19 protein-coding genes and 1 tRNA gene are annotated in these 19588 nt (G+C 33.8%); 10 read left to right on the top strand and 10 right to left on the bottom strand.

Going from position 1 to position 19588, the window contains the following annotated elements:
• Nucleotides 1-16: 16 nt before the first annotated feature.
• The 6 genes from UMM65_RS08770 to xrtF all read right to left on the bottom strand — a co-directional run bounded on the left by UMM65_RS08770 (nucleotide 17) and on the right by xrtF (nucleotide 5928).
• Nucleotides 17-2260: a TonB-dependent receptor gene (locus UMM65_RS08770; RefSeq protein ID WP_321976128.1), complete on the bottom strand. Its 2244-nt coding sequence runs from the start codon at nucleotides 2258-2260 to the stop codon at nucleotides 17-19.
• Between the two features lie 159 nt (nucleotides 2261-2419).
• The gene (locus UMM65_RS08765) at nucleotides 2420-2833 is read right to left on the bottom strand and encodes an HYC_CC_PP family protein (protein WP_321976127.1); all 414 of its coding nucleotides are present in this window, start codon (nucleotides 2831-2833) and stop codon (nucleotides 2420-2422) included.
• 58 nt (nucleotides 2834-2891) lie between these two features.
• Nucleotides 2892-3602, bottom strand: a complete 711-nt coding sequence (locus UMM65_RS08760) for a heavy-metal-associated domain-containing protein (protein WP_321976126.1) — start codon at nucleotides 3600-3602, stop codon at nucleotides 2892-2894.
• 6 nt (nucleotides 3603-3608) lie between these two features.
• On the bottom strand, nucleotides 3609-4892 hold the full coding sequence (locus tag UMM65_RS08755; RefSeq protein WP_321976125.1) for an NAD(P)/FAD-dependent oxidoreductase: 1284 nt from the start codon (nucleotides 4890-4892) through the stop codon (nucleotides 3609-3611).
• 48 nt (nucleotides 4893-4940) lie between these two features.
• Nucleotides 4941-5387: an exosortase F system-associated membrane protein gene (locus tag UMM65_RS08750; protein ID WP_321976124.1), complete on the bottom strand. Its 447-nt coding sequence runs from the start codon at nucleotides 5385-5387 to the stop codon at nucleotides 4941-4943.
• Nucleotides 5380-5928 (bottom strand): exosortase family protein XrtF, encoded by a 549-nt coding sequence (xrtF, locus tag UMM65_RS08745; RefSeq protein WP_321976123.1) that lies wholly within the window; start codon nucleotides 5926-5928, stop codon nucleotides 5380-5382. The genes UMM65_RS08750 and xrtF overlap by 8 nt, the downstream gene beginning before the upstream one ends.
• A 44-nt stretch (nucleotides 5929-5972) precedes the next feature.
• Between xrtF and UMM65_RS08740 the strand changes: the two genes are divergently transcribed.
• The 8 genes from UMM65_RS08740 (at nucleotide 5973) to rodA (ending at nucleotide 14111) form a co-directional block, all read left to right on the top strand.
• The gene (locus tag UMM65_RS08740) at nucleotides 5973-6434 is read left to right on the top strand and encodes a GAF domain-containing protein (protein ID WP_321976122.1); all 462 of its coding nucleotides are present in this window, start codon (nucleotides 5973-5975) and stop codon (nucleotides 6432-6434) included.
• Nucleotide 6435: 1 nt separating this feature from the next.
• A complete protein-coding gene (locus UMM65_RS08735; protein ID WP_321976121.1) occupies nucleotides 6436-6882 on the top strand; it encodes a DinB family protein in 447 nt (148 codons plus the stop codon).
• Nucleotides 6883-6967: 85 nt separating this feature from the next.
• Nucleotides 6968-8500: a bifunctional phosphoribosylaminoimidazolecarboxamide formyltransferase/IMP cyclohydrolase gene (purH, locus tag UMM65_RS08730; protein ID WP_321976120.1), complete on the top strand. Its 1533-nt coding sequence runs from the start codon at nucleotides 6968-6970 to the stop codon at nucleotides 8498-8500.
• 102 nt (nucleotides 8501-8602) lie between these two features.
• Nucleotides 8603-9634, top strand: a complete 1032-nt coding sequence (locus tag UMM65_RS08725; RefSeq protein WP_321976119.1) for a rod shape-determining protein — start codon at nucleotides 8603-8605, stop codon at nucleotides 9632-9634.
• An 18-nt stretch (nucleotides 9635-9652) separates the two neighbouring features.
• On the top strand, nucleotides 9653-10483 hold the full coding sequence (mreC, locus tag UMM65_RS08720; RefSeq protein ID WP_321976118.1) for a rod shape-determining protein MreC: 831 nt from the start codon (nucleotides 9653-9655) through the stop codon (nucleotides 10481-10483).
• Nucleotides 10476-10979 (top strand): rod shape-determining protein MreD, encoded by a 504-nt coding sequence (mreD, locus tag UMM65_RS08715; RefSeq protein WP_321976117.1) that lies wholly within the window; start codon nucleotides 10476-10478, stop codon nucleotides 10977-10979. The genes mreC and mreD overlap by 8 nt, the downstream gene beginning before the upstream one ends.
• Before the next feature lie 2 nt (nucleotides 10980-10981).
• The gene (gene mrdA / locus UMM65_RS08710; protein ID WP_321976116.1) at nucleotides 10982-12853 is read left to right on the top strand and encodes a penicillin-binding protein 2; all 1872 of its coding nucleotides are present in this window, start codon (nucleotides 10982-10984) and stop codon (nucleotides 12851-12853) included.
• A complete protein-coding gene (rodA, locus tag UMM65_RS08705) occupies nucleotides 12834-14111 on the top strand; it encodes a rod shape-determining protein RodA (protein ID WP_321976115.1) in 1278 nt (425 codons plus the stop codon). Before mrdA ends, rodA begins: the two co-directional genes overlap by 20 nt.
• Before the next feature lie 5 nt (nucleotides 14112-14116).
• On the opposite strand, the gene UMM65_RS08700 is transcribed toward rodA, so the two are convergent.
• The 4 genes from UMM65_RS08700 to proS all read right to left on the bottom strand — a co-directional run bounded on the left by UMM65_RS08700 (nucleotide 14117) and on the right by proS (nucleotide 16574).
• On the bottom strand, nucleotides 14117-14413 hold the full coding sequence (locus tag UMM65_RS08700; protein WP_321976114.1) for a hypothetical protein: 297 nt from the start codon (nucleotides 14411-14413) through the stop codon (nucleotides 14117-14119).
• Nucleotides 14414-14607: 194 nt separating this feature from the next.
• Nucleotides 14608-14859 carry a 30S ribosomal protein S20 gene (gene rpsT / locus UMM65_RS08695; protein ID WP_321976113.1) on the bottom strand — a complete coding sequence of 84 codons (252 nt, stop codon included), beginning with the start codon at nucleotides 14857-14859 and terminating at the stop codon, nucleotides 14608-14610.
• 81 nt (nucleotides 14860-14940) lie between these two features.
• Nucleotides 14941-15012, bottom strand: a tRNA-Glu gene (locus UMM65_RS08690).
• 86 nt (nucleotides 15013-15098) lie between these two features.
• Nucleotides 15099-16574, bottom strand: coding sequence for a proline--tRNA ligase (gene proS / locus UMM65_RS08685; RefSeq protein ID WP_321976112.1), 1476 nt, complete (start codon nucleotides 16572-16574; stop codon nucleotides 15099-15101).
• A 48-nt stretch (nucleotides 16575-16622) separates the two neighbouring features.
• Here proS and UMM65_RS08680 point away from each other — a divergent pair, with 48 nt between their 5' ends.
• Both UMM65_RS08680 and UMM65_RS08675 read left to right on the top strand, forming a co-directional pair.
• The gene (locus tag UMM65_RS08680) at nucleotides 16623-18092 is read left to right on the top strand and encodes a hypothetical protein (RefSeq protein WP_321976111.1); all 1470 of its coding nucleotides are present in this window, start codon (nucleotides 16623-16625) and stop codon (nucleotides 18090-18092) included.
• A gap of 20 nt (nucleotides 18093-18112) precedes the next feature.
• Complete coding sequence (locus UMM65_RS08675) at nucleotides 18113-19471, top strand: OmpP1/FadL family transporter (protein ID WP_321976110.1); 1359 nt, start codon at nucleotides 18113-18115, stop codon at nucleotides 19469-19471.
• The last annotated feature ends 117 nt before the right edge of the window (nucleotides 19472-19588 follow it).

The raw sequence follows: 19588 nt of genomic DNA, 5'->3' as shown, positions 1-19588 counted from the left end.
TTTTATTTACTCTTTATTAGTTCAATGTATAACGCAAACCGGCATAATACATGCTTCCGTTAATCGGTGCATACACAATACTACTATCAAAATACGTACCGAACGGATTATCAGATGCTAAGATAGGATTTTCTTGTTTATAATTTGCTAAATTTTCTCCACCAACATAAATCTCAAAGTTTTTCGAAAACACTTTTGCAATTTGTGCATTCATTAAACTATAACTTGGTGAATATTCATCTAATTGATATTGTGTAGGGTTACTGCCTGTAAATGGCAAACGCTGTTTGCCCAACCAGTTGAACGTATAATCAAACCGCCAATGTGCACCTTTTGCATTTTGATTCGTTTCATAACCCATATTGGCAAAAAAGATATGCTTTGATTGCAAGGGTTTTTCTAAAGTTCCTTTTTGGTAATCTGTTTTTACATCGTAATTTTTATAGGCCACACGCAAATCTAATTTTTTAGCCAATTCGTAATTGAATTGCACTTGTAAATTATTGGCATGTGAATTTCCTTCAAGATTATAAAACAGAACTTGTTGCGGACTTTCGTCAACATCAACTACCGCTTGGTTTTGAAATTGTGTACTGTAATAATCTATGGTAAAATCAGCTTTTCTGTCAAATAAATTGAAGCCCTGTAAAAAACTAAATCCATAGTTCCAAGCAATTTCGGGGCTTAAACCATAGATTTTTCCATCGGTGTTCAAAATATTCATTACCCTTGATGATCCAAATAATTGTTGGTTCTCTGCAAAAATATTGGCACTTCGTTTACCACGACCAACCGAGGCACGTAACACACCTTTTTCCCAAGGAGCATATCTTACATGCAATCTTGGCGTAATAAATGTTCCCAATAAATTATGAAAATCTAAACGTAAACCTGCAATCAAGCTGAAATCATCCAAATTGTCGTAGCTATATTCAAAAAAGCCGCCAAACGAATTTTCTGACCGTCCGAAATCGGCAGTATTTACAAATTCATCATAACTGTCATATGTAAAACTAATTCCAGTTTTATATTTATGTAAGGTGCTTCCTAAAATAGAATTGAAAAGCAGATTAGAATATACACTTTTGTGGTTGATATCATACTGGTTCAATCCAAAGTATGAATCCTGTTGGTGTCCACTGTATGCCAATTGAAATCCCATACTATTATATGGAGTTTCTGGAAAAACATAACCCAACTTTACAGAAGCATCAAAACGTTCTGTATTAATTTCCGAGCCATATTTTTGAGTGGTTAATTTATGGATGTTCGGATCAAAATCCACTTCGCCCGTTTGTTTATCATCTTTCATGTACCTGAAGTTGATGAAGCTTACAAAGCCATTAGCAGCATCGGTATATTGCCAACGGTTCATCACGTTGATTTGTTTTGCCAAAGGGATATCCAGAAAATTATCATCGTTTCTATCCATTTCTTTATCACGCAAGTTTCCGTGAACGAACAAACTGGTATTCCATTTGTCGGATACTTTTTGGCTAAAATGGGTATTCAACTCTAATCGTCCGTCCAATGAACCATAGGCATTTACAAAAAGTTTATCATCGCCAAGCGGTTTTCTCAATTCCGTATTTATTTGTCCCGCAATACTTTCGTAGCCGTTTGTCACAGAACCCGAACCTTTTGTGATTTGAATACTTTCTATCCACGTTCCAGGTGTAAATGTTAATCCGTAGGCTTGAGAAGCTCCTCTAACCGAAGGGATGTTTTCTTGGGCAATGAGAATATACGGACTGGTCAGCCCCAGCATTCTTATTTGTTTTGTTCCGGTTAAGGCATCAGAAAAATTAACGTCTATGGATGGATTGGTTTCAAAACTTTCCGATAAATTACAACAGGCAGCTTTTAAAAGTTCACCTTCATTTATGGTAACAATATTTGCCGATTGCAAATAAGAAACGGCTGTGTTTTGTTTTTCAGCTTCAATCACAACTTCATCTAAATTGCCTTCTTCCACCATAAAATGATGGATTTCTTTAGGTCCGTTTACGGTAACGGTATCTGTTCTATAACCTACAAAACTAAAAACCAGTTTTTTGTATTCGGGCTTGTAATTTAGGGTAAACCAACCTTTGTCGTTTGTGGTTGTACCTATATCAGTACCTAACCAATAAATTGTTGCTCCGGGCAATCCTTCTGTTTTGCCCTCGCTATTTTTTATCATTGCCATTCCTTTTATGGTGGATTGCGATTGCATCACAAGAGGCATTAGTATGATTATAATTTTTAATATGATTTTCATGTCTTTTAGCCCATATTCGCTTCTAATAGAAGGATTATTAGTGGGTATTTTTTTGTTAAAATTTAAATTGCTAAATAAATGTTGTTTTCCTTCAACGAATACCTCTCCTTGGGAGAGGTCAAAACTGTTGTTTAACAGTTTTGGGTGAGGTCTAAAATATCAAATAAGAAAAGTATCGTAAAGTACTTGAATGTCTTTGACTACTATGGGTGGGGAATAGCTTAAAAATGAATTGGTATCTTTTTCTAAACTTTCAAAAAGACTAAGATAAGTGTAAGTGAACAGAGCGGCAAATACTTGTGTTTGCTTATGCGATTTATCAGTAATTTTTAACTCTGCATTTGAACCTTGAACAAAATGCGTTTCATTCTGGCAACAAGATTCTTTGGTGAAACCTGAATTATCATTATTGTGATTATCATCAGGCATATTACAACGTTCCAAATCACCAAATAGAGCAACATCGGCTACTTCTCCAGCACAAATATGTTTTTCAACTGTAAAAGATAGTGTAGAGAATAGCACGATAGATGCCATTAAAAACGCTGATATTTTAAGTATGCTTTTTTTCACGATGCAAATGTACTACAAAAATGAATTCATTTAATTTAAAATTATGTTAATAATAATGCTAAAATAGCATAATAATTGCCATTACCAGCATAATAGCGTTCTCTATAAAAGTGGCTTCGGTCATGGGTAATTTTAAAGCCGTGCCCAAACAAGCACATTGTATGGATTTTTTGTCCAACAAGGTTTTGGTAACACCGTAGGTGGTAATTCCCAAAATAATTATTGTTGCTATCAATGCAATTTGAGTTTCAAATCGAATTAAAAATGCCAAGCCCAAAGCAGTTTCAATAAATGGATAAATTTTAGCATAAACAGGCACTTTTTTAGCTAAAGGATCGTACATTCTAAACGAATCAGGAAAACCTTTTAAATCCAACATTTTAAAAAAACTAAAAACGATGTAGAACAACCCCATAAAATCGAGCATGGCTTCGGTGGTATCCCAATTTTTAAAATGAAGTAATACCGAAGCGACTGTAATATAGAACAAAATTAAAAACAACGGTTTTAACTGTTGGAATTTGGTTTGTTTGTTAATTCCATCAAAATTGTTAGTTGGTGTCGTTTTAGATTTTTCACCAATTGTATATTTAGAGGGTAGAGCTTTTTGCAATTCCTTCAACGGAATATGTTTTTCCATCTTAACAACGGCTTCTTCTTTTTCAAGGTTTACATTTGCAGAAACACCTACAATTGAATTTAATTTGTCTTCAACTTCGGTGCGACAGCCATTGCACGTCATTCCTTTTATTGAATATATATGTTCCATTTTAAGTTATTTTGGATTGTACTTTCTAATAATCAATCTATTCCCCTTGTCATAAGAAAAATAATTGTTAATCCAATTTAAACCCACACGCAGTTTATTTTTGAATCCACTAATTGAAATTAGATGCACGGTTGACCATATTAACCAAGCAATCCTTCCACGAAAGTGTAGTTTACCAAAATCAGCAACTGCTTTTCTTTTTCCGATAGTAGCCAAAGATCCTTTATCAAAATACTTGAAAGGTTTCCAATCTGTTTCATCTAAAAGTAAATTTTTTGCCAAATGTTGTCCTTGCTGAATAGCGGTCGGAGCCACCATAGGATGTCCTTTTGGATAATTTTCCGTTTGCATAAAGGCAACATCTCCAATAGCAAAAATAGATTTATAACCTTTAAGTCTATTAAATTCGTCAACCGCAATGCGATTACCTTGAGCTATGTTTTTGGAGTTTAACCCATTTGGGAATTGACCTTTAACTCCAGCCGTCCAAATTAAACTAGAGGACAGGATAGTTTCTCCAGACGATAAAACAACTGTTTTTCCATCATAAGATTTTATTGCGGTATCTAAATGCACATTTACCTTCATTTTTTGCAAATCCTTTAGAGAGTCTGCCGATGATTTATTGCTCATTGCCGACAGCACTTCTTTTCCAGCTTCAACAACATGTATCTGTAAAGGAAAATTACGTAGCTCGGGATAATCTTTAGGGTAGATAAATTTTTTAAATTCTGCAAAAGCACCTGCCATTTCCACACCGGCTGGCCCTGCACCAATGATTACGATATTTGTGTTAATTTTTCTAGTTTCTTCGTTGTCAGATTGATTCGCTTTTTCTATATTTTGTAAAATATTGCTTCTGATATCTAACGATTCTTGAATGGTTTTTAATCCAATACTATGGGTTTCCACATCTTTTAAACCATAAAAATTATTAGTACTTCCGGTAGCCAAAACCAGATAGTCATAATCGATAGTGCCAATGTCTGTTTCAATACTTTTATTATTGGAATTGATGTTAAGTACATCCGTCATTCTAAACACGAAATTTTTATAGCCCCTAAATATTTTGCGAATGGGAAACACGATGGAATCAGGTTCTAAACCACTTGTAGCTACTTGATATAACAAGGGTTGGAATTGATGAAAGTTATTTTTATCGATCATCACTATCTGAAAAGGTTTGTTTTTTAATGCTTTGGCTAGATGAATACCGGCAAAACCTGCACCGATAATTACAATTCTAGGATGTTTACTTTTAGGAATAAAAACAGTTTTTAAATCAGGCATAAAATGTAAATTCTAATTCAATAAATTAGTCGGAAAAGAACGCCAAAATTACAATTTTTTAGTCTGTCTGACCAGCTTTTGTTGGTAATAAAATGCAGGAACTAAAATCAGCACAAAAACAGGATGAATTAAAAACCGTCGCACATAAAAAGTAAGTAAATAGCCATCTAACATTTCCATTTTTAGTAAAATAAAATAGACAACACTCAAAAAAATAAAAGCGGCGATATAGAATTTTATAGAAAACCTCACCAATCCTTTTTTTCGGAAAATCACATAAATTATAGCCAACGAAATTACAGTATTGATAAAGTATCTTAAAAGTAAACTTGCAAATAACCCTATAGTGTGGTATTCGGGTATGGGTTTAGCCAAATAATCATTGTCAAAATAATTGATAAAAGGATCATAAAACAAGTAATTTTGAAACGCCCTTACTAAAACAAGCAGCACAAAAAGTGAAATAACAAGAATCCATCTAGCTGTTTTACTCATTTTTAGGTTTTTTTAAATAAGAAAAGCGTTTTACCCAGATAATCCACAATAAAAAAACGGCACCATAAATAATAGCGGGAAACAGCAAGTTGTGCAACACATCCTTATACTCAGGATATTTAAACATTAGCATACTCAAAATAAATACTCTCGCTATATTAACTACGTAAATAAAAGCGGTACCAACAATACCAAAAATAATAGTGGCTTTTAAACTCCCAGAAAAAGCAATAATAAAGGTTATAAAAAGAATAATAACACTAATAGAGTTGCAACCTTCTACGATTCTGGCTATATAGTTTCCATTAACAAAAAATTTCATGGAAAGTTCAGATTCATGTTGCTCAATATGAACATTATAGCCAAATACTTCACCAAACCATTGCGAATGCTCGGCAACTACTTTAGTAATTGGAGCACAAGAAAAAACATCACCTTTCTGTTGTGTTTGTTTCAAATAAATTGAATAAATACCCACTAGTATAAAATAGGTAACAAAAAATTTTAGTAAAAATCTTATGATTGTTTTTCTCTTTTTCAAATGAAAGTGGCTTATTTTTGTATTTTCAAATATAATTTATTCCCATGGATATAAAGTTGCTCAAACAAAATATTATCAACATCACAACTAACAATTCCACATACACTGAAAAATTACAAGAAATATGTGACTTTTTAAAAGAAAGTATAGATTATTACGATTGGGTAGGATTTTATTTTAAAAACGGAGATAAAGAAGAACTTAAACTGGCACAATTTGCTGGTGAACCCACAGAACATACCATCATTCCTTTTGGTAAAGGCATTTGCGGACAGGTTGCGGTCAGCAATAAAAACTTTGTAGTACAAGATGTTTCTGAACAAGACAATTATATTTCCTGTGGTTGGAAAGTAAAGTCCGAAATCGTAATTCCCATTTTTGTCAATGGAGAAAACATAGGTCAGATTGATATTGATTCGCATACCGTAAATCCATTTACAAAAGAGGATGAAGAGCTGTTGGAGTTTGTATGTAAAGAAGTATCTAAATTAAATTTAATAACCTAAGATGAATAAAGAATTAACAGAACTGTTTGCCAGAGATTTGGATAGATTGAAAAATGAATTTGAAAATTATTCTAGCGATGATAACTTATGGATAATTGAACAAAATGTTTCAAATAGTGGAGGGAACTTAGGTTTACACCTCATAGGTAATTTAAATCATTTTGTGGGAGCTATTTTAGGGAATACTAATTATATCAGAGAACGCGATAAAGAATTCAGTGATAAAAATGTGCCATTAAATCAAATTTTATCGAAGATTGATGAGACTAAACAAATGGTGATAAAAGTAATCGGAGCACTTTCTGAAAATGAACTTGATAAAATTTATCCTATAAACATCCGTAAAGAAGGAATGACTACACGTCAGTTTTTATTCCATTTGTACGGTCATTTAAATTATCATTTAGGTCAAATCAATTACCATAGGCGACTTTTGGATAAATGTTAATAAAATGTTCATTATTTATGTGTGTGTTTTTAGTGCATAAGCAGTTGTGTTTTAGTAGCTTTGACAAAAATTACAATAAGCAAAAATGAGCTCTACAAAAAAAGCAAAATCAGCACTAATATCGGTATATCATAAAGACGGATTAGCACCTATTGTTCAAAAATTGAATGAATTAGGTGTAGCAATTTATTCAACTGGGGGGACAGAAAAATTTATTAATGAATTGGGCATTCAAGTGGAGCCAGTGGAAGATTTAACCTCTTACCCTTCAATTCTAGGTGGCCGTGTAAAAACATTACATCCAAAAGTATTTGGTGGAATTTTGTCAAGACGGGAAAATGATGGTGATGTTGCACAACTTGATGAGTTTGAAATTCCCGAATTGGATATTGTAATTGTTGATTTGTATCCCTTTGAGAAAACGGTTGCTTCAGGTGCTTCAGAACAAGATATTATCGAAAAGATTGATATTGGAGGCATTTCATTGATTAGGGCGGCTGCAAAAAATTTTAAAGATGTGATCTGTGTTTCTTCTATGGAACAGTACGATGAGTTTTTAGAAATAATCACTTCTCAAAACGGCGAAACTACCATAGAGCAACGTAAAAAATTCGCTGGAAAATCGTTTAATATTTCTTCGCATTACGATACTGCCATTTTTAATTATTTTAATAAAAGTCATGATGAGGCGGTTTTAAAAATCAGTGAAACTAAAGGGCAGATATTGCGTTATGGTGAAAATCCTCACCAAAAGGGATTCTTTTTTGGTAATTTTGATGAAATGTTCACCAAATTGCATGGTAAAGAATTGAGCTATAATAATTTATTGGATGTTGATGCTGCTGTAAATCTAATGAACGAGTTTAAAAACGAAGCTCCTACTTTTGCAATATTAAAGCATAATAATGCCTGTGGTTTTGCACAAAGACCAACGCTTGCAGAGGCTTATAAAGATGCTTTGGCTGGTGATCCGGTTTCTGCTTTTGGGGGCATTTTAATTGCAAATACTGCTATTGATAAAGCAACGGCAGAGCAAATTCACAATTTGTTTTGCGAAGTGGTTATCGCTCCTTCCTTTGATGAGGATGCCTTAGAAATTTTAAAAGGAAAGAAAAATAGAATTCTTTTAATTTTAAAAGATATTGAATTGCCTAAAACCACAGTTAGAAGTTGTTTAAATGGGGTTTTGGTTCAAGACAGGGATAACAAGACAGATTCTGCCAATGGTTTAGAGATTGTCACCAATGCAAAACCAACTGAAGAAGAAATCGAAGATTTAATATTTGCATCTAAAATTTGTAAACATACCAAGTCAAATACCATAGTTTTAGTAAAAAATAAGCAATTGTGTGCCAGTGGAACTGGACAAACCTCAAGGGTAGACGCTTTAAACCAAGCTATTGTAAAGGCTAACGCTTTTAAATTTGACTTGAACAATGCGGTTATGGCAAGTGATGCATTTTTTCCTTTTCCTGACTGTGTTGAGATTGCTAAAAATGCAGGAATTAATGCTGTTATTCAGCCTGGAGGCTCAATAAAAGACCAATTATCTATAGATTATTGCAATAGCGAAAATATGCCAATGGTATTTACGGGTACACGTCATTTTAAGCACTAACGGATACTTCATATTTTTTTAAATAAACATTCTCATATATACCTTAAATTTTATTAACTTTGGCAATTCGCAAAAATTAAATAACCCAAACTAAATAACTCTATGGGATTTTTTGACTTCCTGACTGAAGACGTTGCGATTGATTTAGGAACTGCCAATACACTTATCATTCATAATGGTAAAGTGGTTATTGATAGTCCGTCAATTGTAGCAAAGGATAGAACTACCGGTAAAATAATTGCTATAGGTAAAAGAGCCAATCTTATGCAAGGTAAAACGCATGAGAATATTAAAACTATCCGACCTTTAAAAGATGGTGTAATAGCCGATTTTGAGGCTTCAGAACAAATGATAAAAGAATTTATCAAACAAATTCCTTCAATTAAAAAACGCTTTTTCTTTCCACCATCATTACGAATGGTAATTTGTATTCCTTCAGGTATCACCGAAGTTGAAAAACGAGCAGTTCGCGATTCTGCCGAACACATGAATGCCAAAGATATTTACTTAATACATGAGCCTATGGCTGCTGCTGTTGGTATTGGTATAGATATTATGCAACCAAAGGGTAATATGATTATTGATATAGGTGGAGGTACCACAGAGATTGCAGTAATTGCATTGGGTGGTATTGTTTGTGATAAATCAATAAAAGTTGCAGGTGATGTATTTACCAATGATATTGCGTATTACATGCGTACACAACATAATTTATATGTTGGAGAAACCACTGCCGAAAATATAAAAATTGTAGTTGGAGCCGCTACGGAAGAACTTGAAAATCCACCTGAAGATATTTTAGTGCAAGGGAGAGATTTATTGAGCGGAAAACCAAAACAAATAAAAATATCTTATAGGGAAATTGCCAAAGCGTTAGATAAATCTATTCTTCGAATTGAGGATGCAGTGATGGAAACATTATCCCAAACACCACCAGAACTCGCTGCCGATATATATAATACTGGTATATATTTAGCAGGAGGTGGATCTATGCTCAGGGGCTTGGACAAAAGACTATCCAGAAAAACCGACCTACCTGTTTATGTAGCAGAAGACCCGCTAAGAGCGGTAGTTAGAGGTACTGGTATTGCCTTAAAAGACCTTGAAAAATATCAAAGCGTATTGATGAAATAGTAAAGTCTCCGTTATAATATGCAACAGATTGTTAGTTTTATACTAAAGAACAAGTACTTTTTACTCTTCTTGTTGCTAGAAATTATTGCCTTTACATTTACAATGCAAAGCCATTCTTATCACAAAAGTAAATTTGTTAACTCTGCAAATGCAATTACCGGTGGTATTTATAACAAAATAAATGCTTTTAAAGAATACACAAGCCTTAAAGAGTTTAATGACCAGTTAATGGAAGAAAATGTGAGGCTTAAAAACTTACTTTCCAAAATACCCACAGACAGTACATCCAAAACCATAACAGTTGTTGATTCCGTCAACTACCATCAAAAATATAGTTATACCCCCGCCAAGGTAATTAGAAACCAGTACAATAGAAAATTTAATTTTCTCACTATTAATGTTGGTTCAAGTGATGGTGTGAAACCTGACCAAGGAGTTATTAATAGTAGGGGAATAATCGGTATTACCAATTCTACTTCTAAAAATTATGCTACTGTATTGTCTATTTTAAATGAAACCTCAAATATTAACGTAAAACTATTAAATAGCTTTCACTTTGGTAGTTTAGATTGGGATGGGAAGGATTATAATATTTTACAATTAGTCGATTTAGCAATCCAAGCCAATATTAAAGTTGGAGATACCATTATTACTGGTGGTAAATCTACCATTTTTCCTGAAGGAATACCGGTGGGTACGATTCTAGATTTTAGGAAAGAAAATAACACATATAGAGAAGTAAATATCAAATTGTTTAATGATATGAGTGCTATAGGGCCTGTTAACGTTATTACAAGTTTTGATAAAGAAGAGATTGAGAATTTAGAACAAGGATTGAGCAATGAATGATATTATAAAAAACAGCTTCTTGTTCATTGGCTTACTGTTAGTCCAAGTTATTGTGCTTAACAATATTAACTTTCTAGGTTACATTAACCCATTTTTATACATACTATTTGTAATTGTTTTTCCACTTAGACGTGATAGGGGTCTATTATTAATTTTAAGTTTTTTATTGGGTTTAAGTATTGATTTTTTTTTAGACTCTGGTGGCGTTAATGCAGCAGCTACAGTTTGTATTGCTTATTTAAGACTACCACTTATTAAAGCCTTGACGAGAAAATCTGAAATCGACTTTCCTGTATTTAAAATTACCAAACTGCCCTTTTTAAAACTATTAAGTTTTATCGCTATTATAACTTTAACACATCATTTAGTACTCTTTAGTTTAGAATATTTTAAATTTGCGGAAATACTGACCATCCTTTCCAGAACAATTTTAACAAGTATTTTTACAATTATATTGATAATATTTAGTTTATTATTATTGAATAAAAACAAATAGTAATGGAGAAAAAATATATTGCATATTTTTCTATATTATTGGTGGGCTTATTATTTATTGTCAGATTATTCTATATTCAGGTGTTGGACTCTAAATACAAAGGCTCACCATTAAATAATTCTGCCGTAACGCCGAAATACGACTATCCAGAAAGAGGCTTTATTTATGATCGAAACGGTGTTTTAATTGTGGCTAACCAACCATCATATGATGTTATGGTTGTACCTCGTGATGTAAAACCTTTAGATACAATTGAGTTTTGTAATTTATTAAAAATTGATAAAGAAGAATTTATTAAGAAATATAATAAAGCAAAAAATTACTCTCCTAGATTACCCTCGGTATTTGTAGCTCAACTATCAAAAAGTGATTACGCTTACCTCCAAGAGAAAATGTTCAAATACAAGGGTTTTTACATTCAAAAACGATCGTTGAGACAGTACCCTATAAAATCGGCAGCGAATGTATTGGGTTATATATCTGAGGTAACCACTACAGATTTAAAAAACAACGAATACTATCAACAAGGAGAGCTAATTGGTAAGAATGGTGTTGAAAAAGAATACGAAGCAGCGTTACGAGGTGTTAAAGGCGTAAAATATATTCAAAAAGATAGATTTAATAACGTAATTGGTCCTTACAAAGGAGGGGCGTATGATACGTTGGCAATAGTGGGTAAAGATGTTAATATTACATTGGATATTAAGCTGCAAAAATATGCTGAAGATTTAATGATAAATAAAAGAGGTGGCATTGTAGCTATTGAGCCTTCAAGTGGTGAAATATTAGCTCTGGTCTCAACCCCAACTTATGACCCGAATTTATTGGTGGGCAGAGAGCGTTCTAAAAATTACTCAAAGTTAGATAATGACATCCATGAAAAACCAATGTACGATAGAGCGTTGCTGGCCCAATACCCTCCAGGTTCCCCGTTTAAGGTTTTAAATGCTCTGATCGGTCTGCAAGAAGAAGTAATTACTACAGATACCCATTTTTATTGTTACGGAGGTTTTAGGTACGGTAGAGGTTCAAAAGCTTTTATGGCTTGTCATTGTGGAGTTTATGGATCGTCTATAAGGTTAGATATGGGAATTTATAAGTCTTGTAATGCCTATTTTGCAAACACTTATAAAAGAATTATTGAAAAATATCCTACGTCTTCGGAGGGTATGAAAAAATGGAGTGAACACGTAAAAAGTTTTGGCTTGGGCGATTTTTTACATAACGATTTGTCAACAGGTCGTAGGGGGGTTGTACCCGATGACAAATTATACAACAGATATTACCCTACATTTAATTGGGGTGCTTCTACTACTATTTCAAATGCCATTGGGCAGGGTGAAATTTTAACGACACCCATACAATTGGCAAACATGACGGCCACAATTGCCAACAAAGGGTTTTATTTTACACCTCACATCATAAAAAAAATTGATAATAAACCAATCCAAATAGATAAATTTATTCAACCAAAAAAGACCACGATAGATGCTGAGCATTTCGTTCCAGTAATTGAAGGTATGTATAATACAGTTGAAAAGGGTACCGCCAGATGGTCAAAAGTAAAAGGCATAGAAATTTGTGGAAAAACTGGTACTGCAGAAAATCCACACGGACAAGATCATTCCATTTTTATTGCTTTTGCTCCAAAAGACAATCCAAAAATTGCCATAGCGGTTTTCGTTGAAAATGGTTATTGGGGTTCGAGATGGGCTGGTCCAATTGCTACATTAATGATTGAAAAATACCTTAAAGGAGAAATATCTAGACCTTGGGACGAAAAACGCATGTTCGAAGGCAGTTTACGAGATGAATACGACAAGCAACTTTTAGCTGAACAATTAGGAAAAGAACTTGAGGCAGAGACAGAATAACATATTTGCAGGTGTAGATTGGGTACTGGTACTATTTTTTATAGTGCTAGTATTTTTAGGTTGGATAAATATTTATGCAGCCTCGGTAACGGAAGCCAGTCAAGGTATATTTGATGCTGCAACACTACATGGCAAACAATTACGTTGGATTGGTTTAAGTGGTGTTCTAATAATAATAATAATGGCCATTGATGCCAAGTTCTACGAACGCTTTTCTGGAATTTTTTATATTATTTCAATAATTAGTCTCGCTGGGTTGTTTGTCTTTGGAAACACGGTCAATGGAGCTACATCATGGTACAATTTTGGGGGATTTAGTCTTCAACCTGCTGAATTTGCAAAGGTGGCAACAATATTAGCTTTGGCCAACTTTTTGAATGAACCTAATAGGGATCTTAGCAATTTTAATACTCAATTTAGAGCTTTTCTAATTTTATTGTTGCCGGCAGTATTAATTACATTGCAGCCAGATGCTGGTTCAGCACTGATATATTTTACTTTGTTTTTTGTAATGTATAGAGAAGGGCTCCCCGGGTTTTATTTGGGGCTGGGCTTTTTATTGATGATTTTGTTTTTGGTGACCCTATATTTTGGTTTTATAACTTCTTTAATTATCATTTTTTCAATTTTAACTTTACTTGTTGCATATCTACTCAATTTCAAAAAATTTCAATTGAATAGGGAATGGCCGAAGGTTGTTATATTATACCTTTTCGTGGGCTTATTTATGTTTAGCGTAGATTATATTTACAACAATGTCTTTAGCCAAAGGCATAGAGATAGATTTGGTGTAGTTTTGGGTAAAGAAGTTGATTCGAGAGGTATAGGTTATAATACAAATCAGTCAATGATAACTATTGGTTCTGGAGGCTTAACTGGTAAAGGCTTTTTGGAAGGGGATAGAACCCAGGGTAATTTTGTACCCGAACAACATACAGATTATATTTTTAGTACTGTTGGAGAGGAATGGGGGTTTATTGGTACGAGTGCGGTTATAATAATATTTATAGCATTCATTTTAAGGATAATAAGGGTCGCGGAAAGACAAAAGTTGAAATTTAGTAGAGTGTTTGGGTATTCGGTAGCGACTATATTCTTTTTTCACTTTATGATAAATGTGGGTATGGTTATTGGCTTGGTGCCCACTATAGGTATTCCTTTGCCCTTTTTTAGCTACGGAGGCTCATCGCTGTGGGGCTTTACTATTTTGCTTTTTATTTTTATTAGGCTTGATGCCGATAGAACATATGAGTGGTAAAACTTTTATTTAAAAAAGTTAAAAAAAGAAGATTTACCGTTCTTTTTTAAATTTTTCTGATTATCTGTTGAAGGTCTTTCTACTAATTTTTTTTTAAGGGTAACGTAATCGTTTTTATTGATTTCAATAAAATCATCCCATTTTTTACTTTCTTCCACAAAGGCTTTCACATCATCATATGCACCAACTTTATAAACTAAATGTGCCGATGACAATAACATACTTAAAGATATATTATAAATTTGAATAGCTTCTGCTCCAAATAATACGTAGGTTAATTCTTCTTTATTGTTCTTTTCCATTTCTTTTCCTTTAGTATAGAACAACTAAGAATTAAAAATTCCTATTTATTATTTAAATGTAAGTGTCTGAACCTTGTGAAAGATGTTAGGTTTTTAAAAAAAAGTTAGGAAAAAATTAGTTTATTTTTATATCCAAACAAAAAAAGACCGTCTCTTCAGACAGCCTCTTTCTATTTGTTATTTTTTCAAAAAATTTATAGACCAGCTACGTGCTTGGTAAGCTTTGATTTTAAATTAGCCGCTTTATTATCGTGAATAATATTCTTTTTAGCTAATTTATCTATCATTGCTATTACAGAACTCAATTGTTTTTGAGCATCCGCTTTCTTTTCAGTTTCACGTAAAGCCTTAATAGCATTTCTCGTGGTTTTGTGCTGAAATTTATTTCTTAAGCGTTTAGTCTCACTGCTTCTAATTCTCTTTAATGCCGACTTATGATTTGCCATTTAACTTTTTTTAATTGTTATTTTATCAAAACCTGATAAATTGTTCAATCAATAACTTTTTTGTTATAATTAAACATCTTGTAGCCCGTAGGGGAATCGAACCCCTGTTACCAGGATGAAAACCTGGCGTCCTAACCCCTAGACGAACGGGCCGTTATGCTTTTTTATCTTGCAAAGCGAGTGCAAAAATAATACAATTTTTGAACTCTGCAAGTCCTTTTTTAAAAAAGTGATAAAAATTAATATGCTTTTGCAAAAAGCACCCTTCTAGCTGACTGTTTTCCACTAATAATACAGATGCCTTCTTCATATGTAGCATTGTTAGGAATACAGCGAATAGTAGCCTTAGTCAAATCTTTTATTTTATTTTCAGTCTCTGAAGTACCATCCCAATGGGCAGAGACAAAACCTCCTTTTTTATCTAACACACTTTTAAAATCCTCAAAATTATCTACTTCGGTTATATGATTATTTCTATAATCTTTTGCTTTATCAAATAAACTTTCTTGGATTTTAACAAGTAAATTCTCAATAGTAGCCACTAAATTATCTTGATTTACCGTTTCCTTGGTCAAGGTGTCTCTTCTAGCCAATTCAACCGTGCCGTTTTCCATATCCCTCGGGCCCATAGCAATTCTTAATGGTACACCTTTTAGCTCGTATTCAGCAAATTTCCAGCCAGGTTTGTGCGTATCCCTATTGTCAAATTTTACTGAAATACCTTTGGTTTTAAGTTCTTCCATAATTTGTTTTGCCTTTACAGAAATGGCTTCAAGCTGTTCTTCTCCTCTGTAAATAGGCACAATAACAACTTGTATAGGAGCTAAATTTGGCGGCAGTACCAATCCGTTATCATCAGAATGCGTCATAACCAAAGCACCCATCAATCTAGTGGAAACGCCCCAAGATGTTGCCCAAACATGCTCTAATTTTCCTTCTTTAGAGGTAAATTTCACATCAAAGGCTTTGGCAAAGTTTTGTCCTAAAAAGTGGGATGTACCTGCTTGTAATGCCTTTCCATCCTGCATTAGAGCTTCAATAGTGTAAGTTTCCAATGCACCAGCGAAACGTTCGCTTTCTGTTTTTGTTCCTTTTATTACTGGCATTGCCATAAAATTCTCGGCAAAATCCGCATATACTTTCTGCATTTGTTCGGCTTCTGCAATGGCTTCTTGTTTTGTAGCATGTGCAGTATGGCCTTCTTGCCATAAAAATTCCGCGGTGCGTAAAAATAATCGTGTACGCATTTCCCATCTAACAACATTTGCCCATTGATTGACTAAAATAGGTAAATCCCTGTAAGATTGCACCCATTTTCTGTAAGTGTCCCAAATAATGGTTTCAGAAGTTGGTCTTACAATTAGTTCCTCTTCTAATTTTGCATCTTCATCAACTATAATCCCGCTACCATCCTCTGCATTTTTTAATCTATAATGGGTTACTACAGCACATTCTTTGGCAAATCCATCAACATGACTAGCCTCTTTGCTAAAGTAGGATTTAGGTATAAAAATTGGGAAATAGGCATTTTCATGCCCGGTTTCTTTAAACATTCTGTCCAGTTCGGCCTGCATTTTTTCCCAAATAGCATAGCCATAAGGTTTGATAACCATACATCCTCTTACGCCGGACATTTCCGCTAAATCAGCCTTTACAACCAATTCGTTATACCATTTAGAATAATCTTCGCTACGTTTCGTTAAGTTTTTACTCATCTCTTAGGTTTTGGCATAGATATTGTGATATAATTAACACAAAATAAAATGAGTACAAAACTAAAACTATTTTGTAATTTAGTATCATTAAATTTACCCAATATGGAAAATAAATATAATATCAGTAAAAAAGTAGCCTTTCTCTCCTTAACGGGATTGATTTTGTTAGGTTTAACATCTTGTGGCACATATCAGGGCACTACTTATGACGATGATGGAATTTATGCATCTGATAACAATCAAACACAAGTTGTGGTTGAGGAAGCACGGTCTGAAAGCAATAAATATCAAGATTATTTTAGAAGAGAAGCGGAGAGATATGACGATATAAATCAAGAAGATATAATTACGGACATAGATGATTATGGTTATGAAGATGATTTGGAATATTATGAAGATGGTAATTATACGCAAGGCGGTTCGCCATGGGAATATACTGATAATGTAACTGTAAATATCCATAATGGATTTGGTTGGGGCGGTTTTTATAATCCTTACAGATTTGGTTATTCTCCTTTTTACGGCTATGGAGGCTTTGGTTATTATGACGGTTGGTACGGTGGATTTTATAGACCTTTTTATGGATATGGTTATGGAGGATTTTATTCCCAATTTTATAATCCTTATAGGTATAGACCATATTATGGTTACGGATACGGTCATGGGTACTACAACCCTTATTATTACGGGAACAGATATTACAGAAATAACTACACTTACGGAAGAAGATACGCTTACAATACAAGCAGATTAGGTAATAGAAGTGCCTATAGTAGAAGATCTTCTACAACAAACGATGCTGTAAGACGAATTAATGCTACAAATACAAGAAGATCTGTGGCATCTAGAAGTGCCGAAGGAGTTAGTAGAAGAAGTTCGACAGTAAGAAGAAATTCTGATGATACTAGAAGAAATTCGTCGGTACGAAGAACTACAACTAGTCCTAGAACAAATTCTACTGTAAGACGCAATACGTCAACTACAAGAAGAAGCAATAGCTCAACAATAAGAAGGTCAAACACACCGAGTCATAATTCATCGGTAAGAAGAAATCATACACCTCGAAATAATTCGGGTATTCAAAGAAGTTCTAGCAGTACAAGAAGTCGTTCAAGTTCTATAAGGCGAGGTAACGATGATGCTCCTAATGCGGTAAGGAGTCAAAGCACCCGTGTAAGACGCTCTTCATCTTCAATAAATAGAAGAACCGCAACTCCTACCAATAGAAGCACAACTTCACCGAGACGTGTTAGAACGGTAAGTAGAAGTTCTGCGAATAGAAGTAGTACACCGAGGACGGTTACAAGAACTAGAAGCTCATCTCCAAGTAGAGTTTCAACTAGAAGTAGTAGTCCATCTAGAAGTTCTAGTTCTGCTAGAAGAAGTGCACCTTCCAGAAGCAGCAGTGTTTCCAGAAGCAGTTCACCTTCAAGGAGCAGTAGTGTGTCTCGTAGCAGTTCGCCTTCAAGGTCTTCGTCATCTTCAAGATCATCAAGAAGCAGCTCAAGACGTCAATAAAAATTATTAAACAAAAACAGATGAAAAAAGTTCTATTTTTAATAGGAGGATTGTTATCCTCCTTAGTAATCAACGCCCAAGTTATAAGTAATTTTGATGGAGCAGTATTGTTTTCTCAAGAGGATGTTAATGGTACGGCAAGGTTCAACGCCATGGGCGGGGCCTTTGGAAGTTTAGGTGGAGATATGTCGGCCGCAGATATAAACCCCGCAGGTTTAGCGGTTTTTAACAATTCTCAGGCTGCCATAACTTTGGGTCTAAGAAATACTGATATTTTAACTAGTTATTATGGTACCACAACCAGTAATTCAGATAGTTTTTTGAATTTGATGCAAGCTGGTGGTGTGTTGGTTTTTAATACTCCAAGAAATTCTAATTGGACAAAATTTGCTCTTGGTTTTAATTACTCTTTGGCCAAAGATTTTGAAAATGGATATATTATTGAAGGTGTTGGAGACTTGTCAGAATATAATGGTGATCCATATTTAAATAATGACAACGATCCTGGTAATGATGTTTTTTACAATAATATTGATGGTCAGTTTTTCAGTAATTATATGGATGGTGAAAACAGCAAGTTTACCATTTCTTTTGCTGGAGAATACGACGATAAATTTAGTTTGGGTCTATCTTTGGTAACACACAAATTAGATCATTTTCAGAGGGGCTTGTTTGAAGAATCCAATAATGACGGAAATGGTAATTTATTAGATGCCTCTTATTTACAAGAATTACGCACCTATGGTCAAGGAGTTGGTTTAAATGTAGGTCTTATTGCAAAACCTGTTCAAGAATTACGTTTAGGTTTGGCGTTTCAAACCCCAACTTGGTATAATTTAACAGAAGAATATAGTGATGATCTGGAAATACAAGTAAGTAATGATTCTAGACTTTATACTGAATTTTCTGATGTAAATATTTTTGAATATAATTTAGTGACGCCAGCAAAGGCAACCGCAAGTATTGCCTATCTTTTTGGAAAAAGCGGATTGGTAAGTTTGGATTATACTTTTAAGAATTATTCTCAAACCAAACTAAAGCCTACCAGCGATTTTGTTGATATAAACGAATCATTTAAAAATGATTTGCAAAACGCTTCAGAGATAAGAATAGGTGGAGAATGGCGTGTGGGCAAAATATTGAGTTTAAGAGGTGGTTATTTTTATCAGCAAAGCCCTTATGCAGATGCAATAGACACCGACCATGTTCAAGGGTTTTCTTTAGGTACTGGGTTTAATTTTAATAGAAAAATCAAACTAGACCTGGCTTATCAAAAATCTACTAATACTGGTGTGTACGGATTTACAGAGTTTTCCAACCCTGCTGAATTGGATATAGATAATGGAAAAGTTACAGCTACGTTGGTTATTGGGTTGTAAAGTATTTATTTTTAGAGTTTTAATACACTAAAAGCCCGAGCAAATTTGCTCGGGCTTTTTAATGTTAATAAAACAGATTTTTAAATTATGTTTTATATATTTGGTAATACTAATATT

It is taken from the genome of Aureibaculum koreense (assembly GCF_034296135.1).
Taxonomy (GTDB): domain Bacteria; phylum Bacteroidota; class Bacteroidia; order Flavobacteriales; family Flavobacteriaceae; genus Aureibaculum.
Note: the sequence above shows the minus strand (reverse complement) of the source record. Positions and strands in the feature narration are given on the sequence as shown.

Coding starts and splice junctions, on each gene's coding strand:
- UMM65_RS08770 (WP_321976128.1), bottom strand. CDS start 2,260: ATGAAAATCATATTAAAAATTATAATCATACTAATGCCTCTTGTGATG.
- UMM65_RS08760 (WP_321976126.1), bottom strand. CDS start 3,602: ATGGAACATATATATTCAATAAAAGGAATGACGTGCAATGGCTGTCGC.
- UMM65_RS08755 (WP_321976125.1), bottom strand. CDS start 4,892: ATGCCTGATTTAAAAACTGTTTTTATTCCTAAAAGTAAACATCCTAGA.
- UMM65_RS08750 (WP_321976124.1), bottom strand. CDS start 5,387: ATGAGTAAAACAGCTAGATGGATTCTTGTTATTTCACTTTTTGTGCTG.
- UMM65_RS08740 (WP_321976122.1), top strand. CDS start 5,973: ATGGATATAAAGTTGCTCAAACAAAATATTATCAACATCACAACTAAC.
- UMM65_RS08735 (WP_321976121.1), top strand. CDS start 6,436: ATGAATAAAGAATTAACAGAACTGTTTGCCAGAGATTTGGATAGATTG.
- purH (WP_321976120.1), top strand. CDS start 6,968: ATGAGCTCTACAAAAAAAGCAAAATCAGCACTAATATCGGTATATCAT.
- UMM65_RS08725 (WP_321976119.1), top strand. CDS start 8,603: ATGGGATTTTTTGACTTCCTGACTGAAGACGTTGCGATTGATTTAGGA.
- mreC (WP_321976118.1), top strand. CDS start 9,653: ATGCAACAGATTGTTAGTTTTATACTAAAGAACAAGTACTTTTTACTC.
- mreD (WP_321976117.1), top strand. CDS start 10,476: ATGAATGATATTATAAAAAACAGCTTCTTGTTCATTGGCTTACTGTTA.
- mrdA (WP_321976116.1), top strand. CDS start 10,982: ATGGAGAAAAAATATATTGCATATTTTTCTATATTATTGGTGGGCTTA.
- UMM65_RS08700 (WP_321976114.1), bottom strand. CDS start 14,413: ATGGAAAAGAACAATAAAGAAGAATTAACCTACGTATTATTTGGAGCA.
- rpsT (WP_321976113.1), bottom strand. CDS start 14,859: ATGGCAAATCATAAGTCGGCATTAAAGAGAATTAGAAGCAGTGAGACT.
- proS (WP_321976112.1), bottom strand. CDS start 16,574: ATGAGTAAAAACTTAACGAAACGTAGCGAAGATTATTCTAAATGGTAT.
- UMM65_RS08680 (WP_321976111.1), top strand. CDS start 16,623: ATGAGTACAAAACTAAAACTATTTTGTAATTTAGTATCATTAAATTTA.
- UMM65_RS08675 (WP_321976110.1), top strand. CDS start 18,113: ATGAAAAAAGTTCTATTTTTAATAGGAGGATTGTTATCCTCCTTAGTA.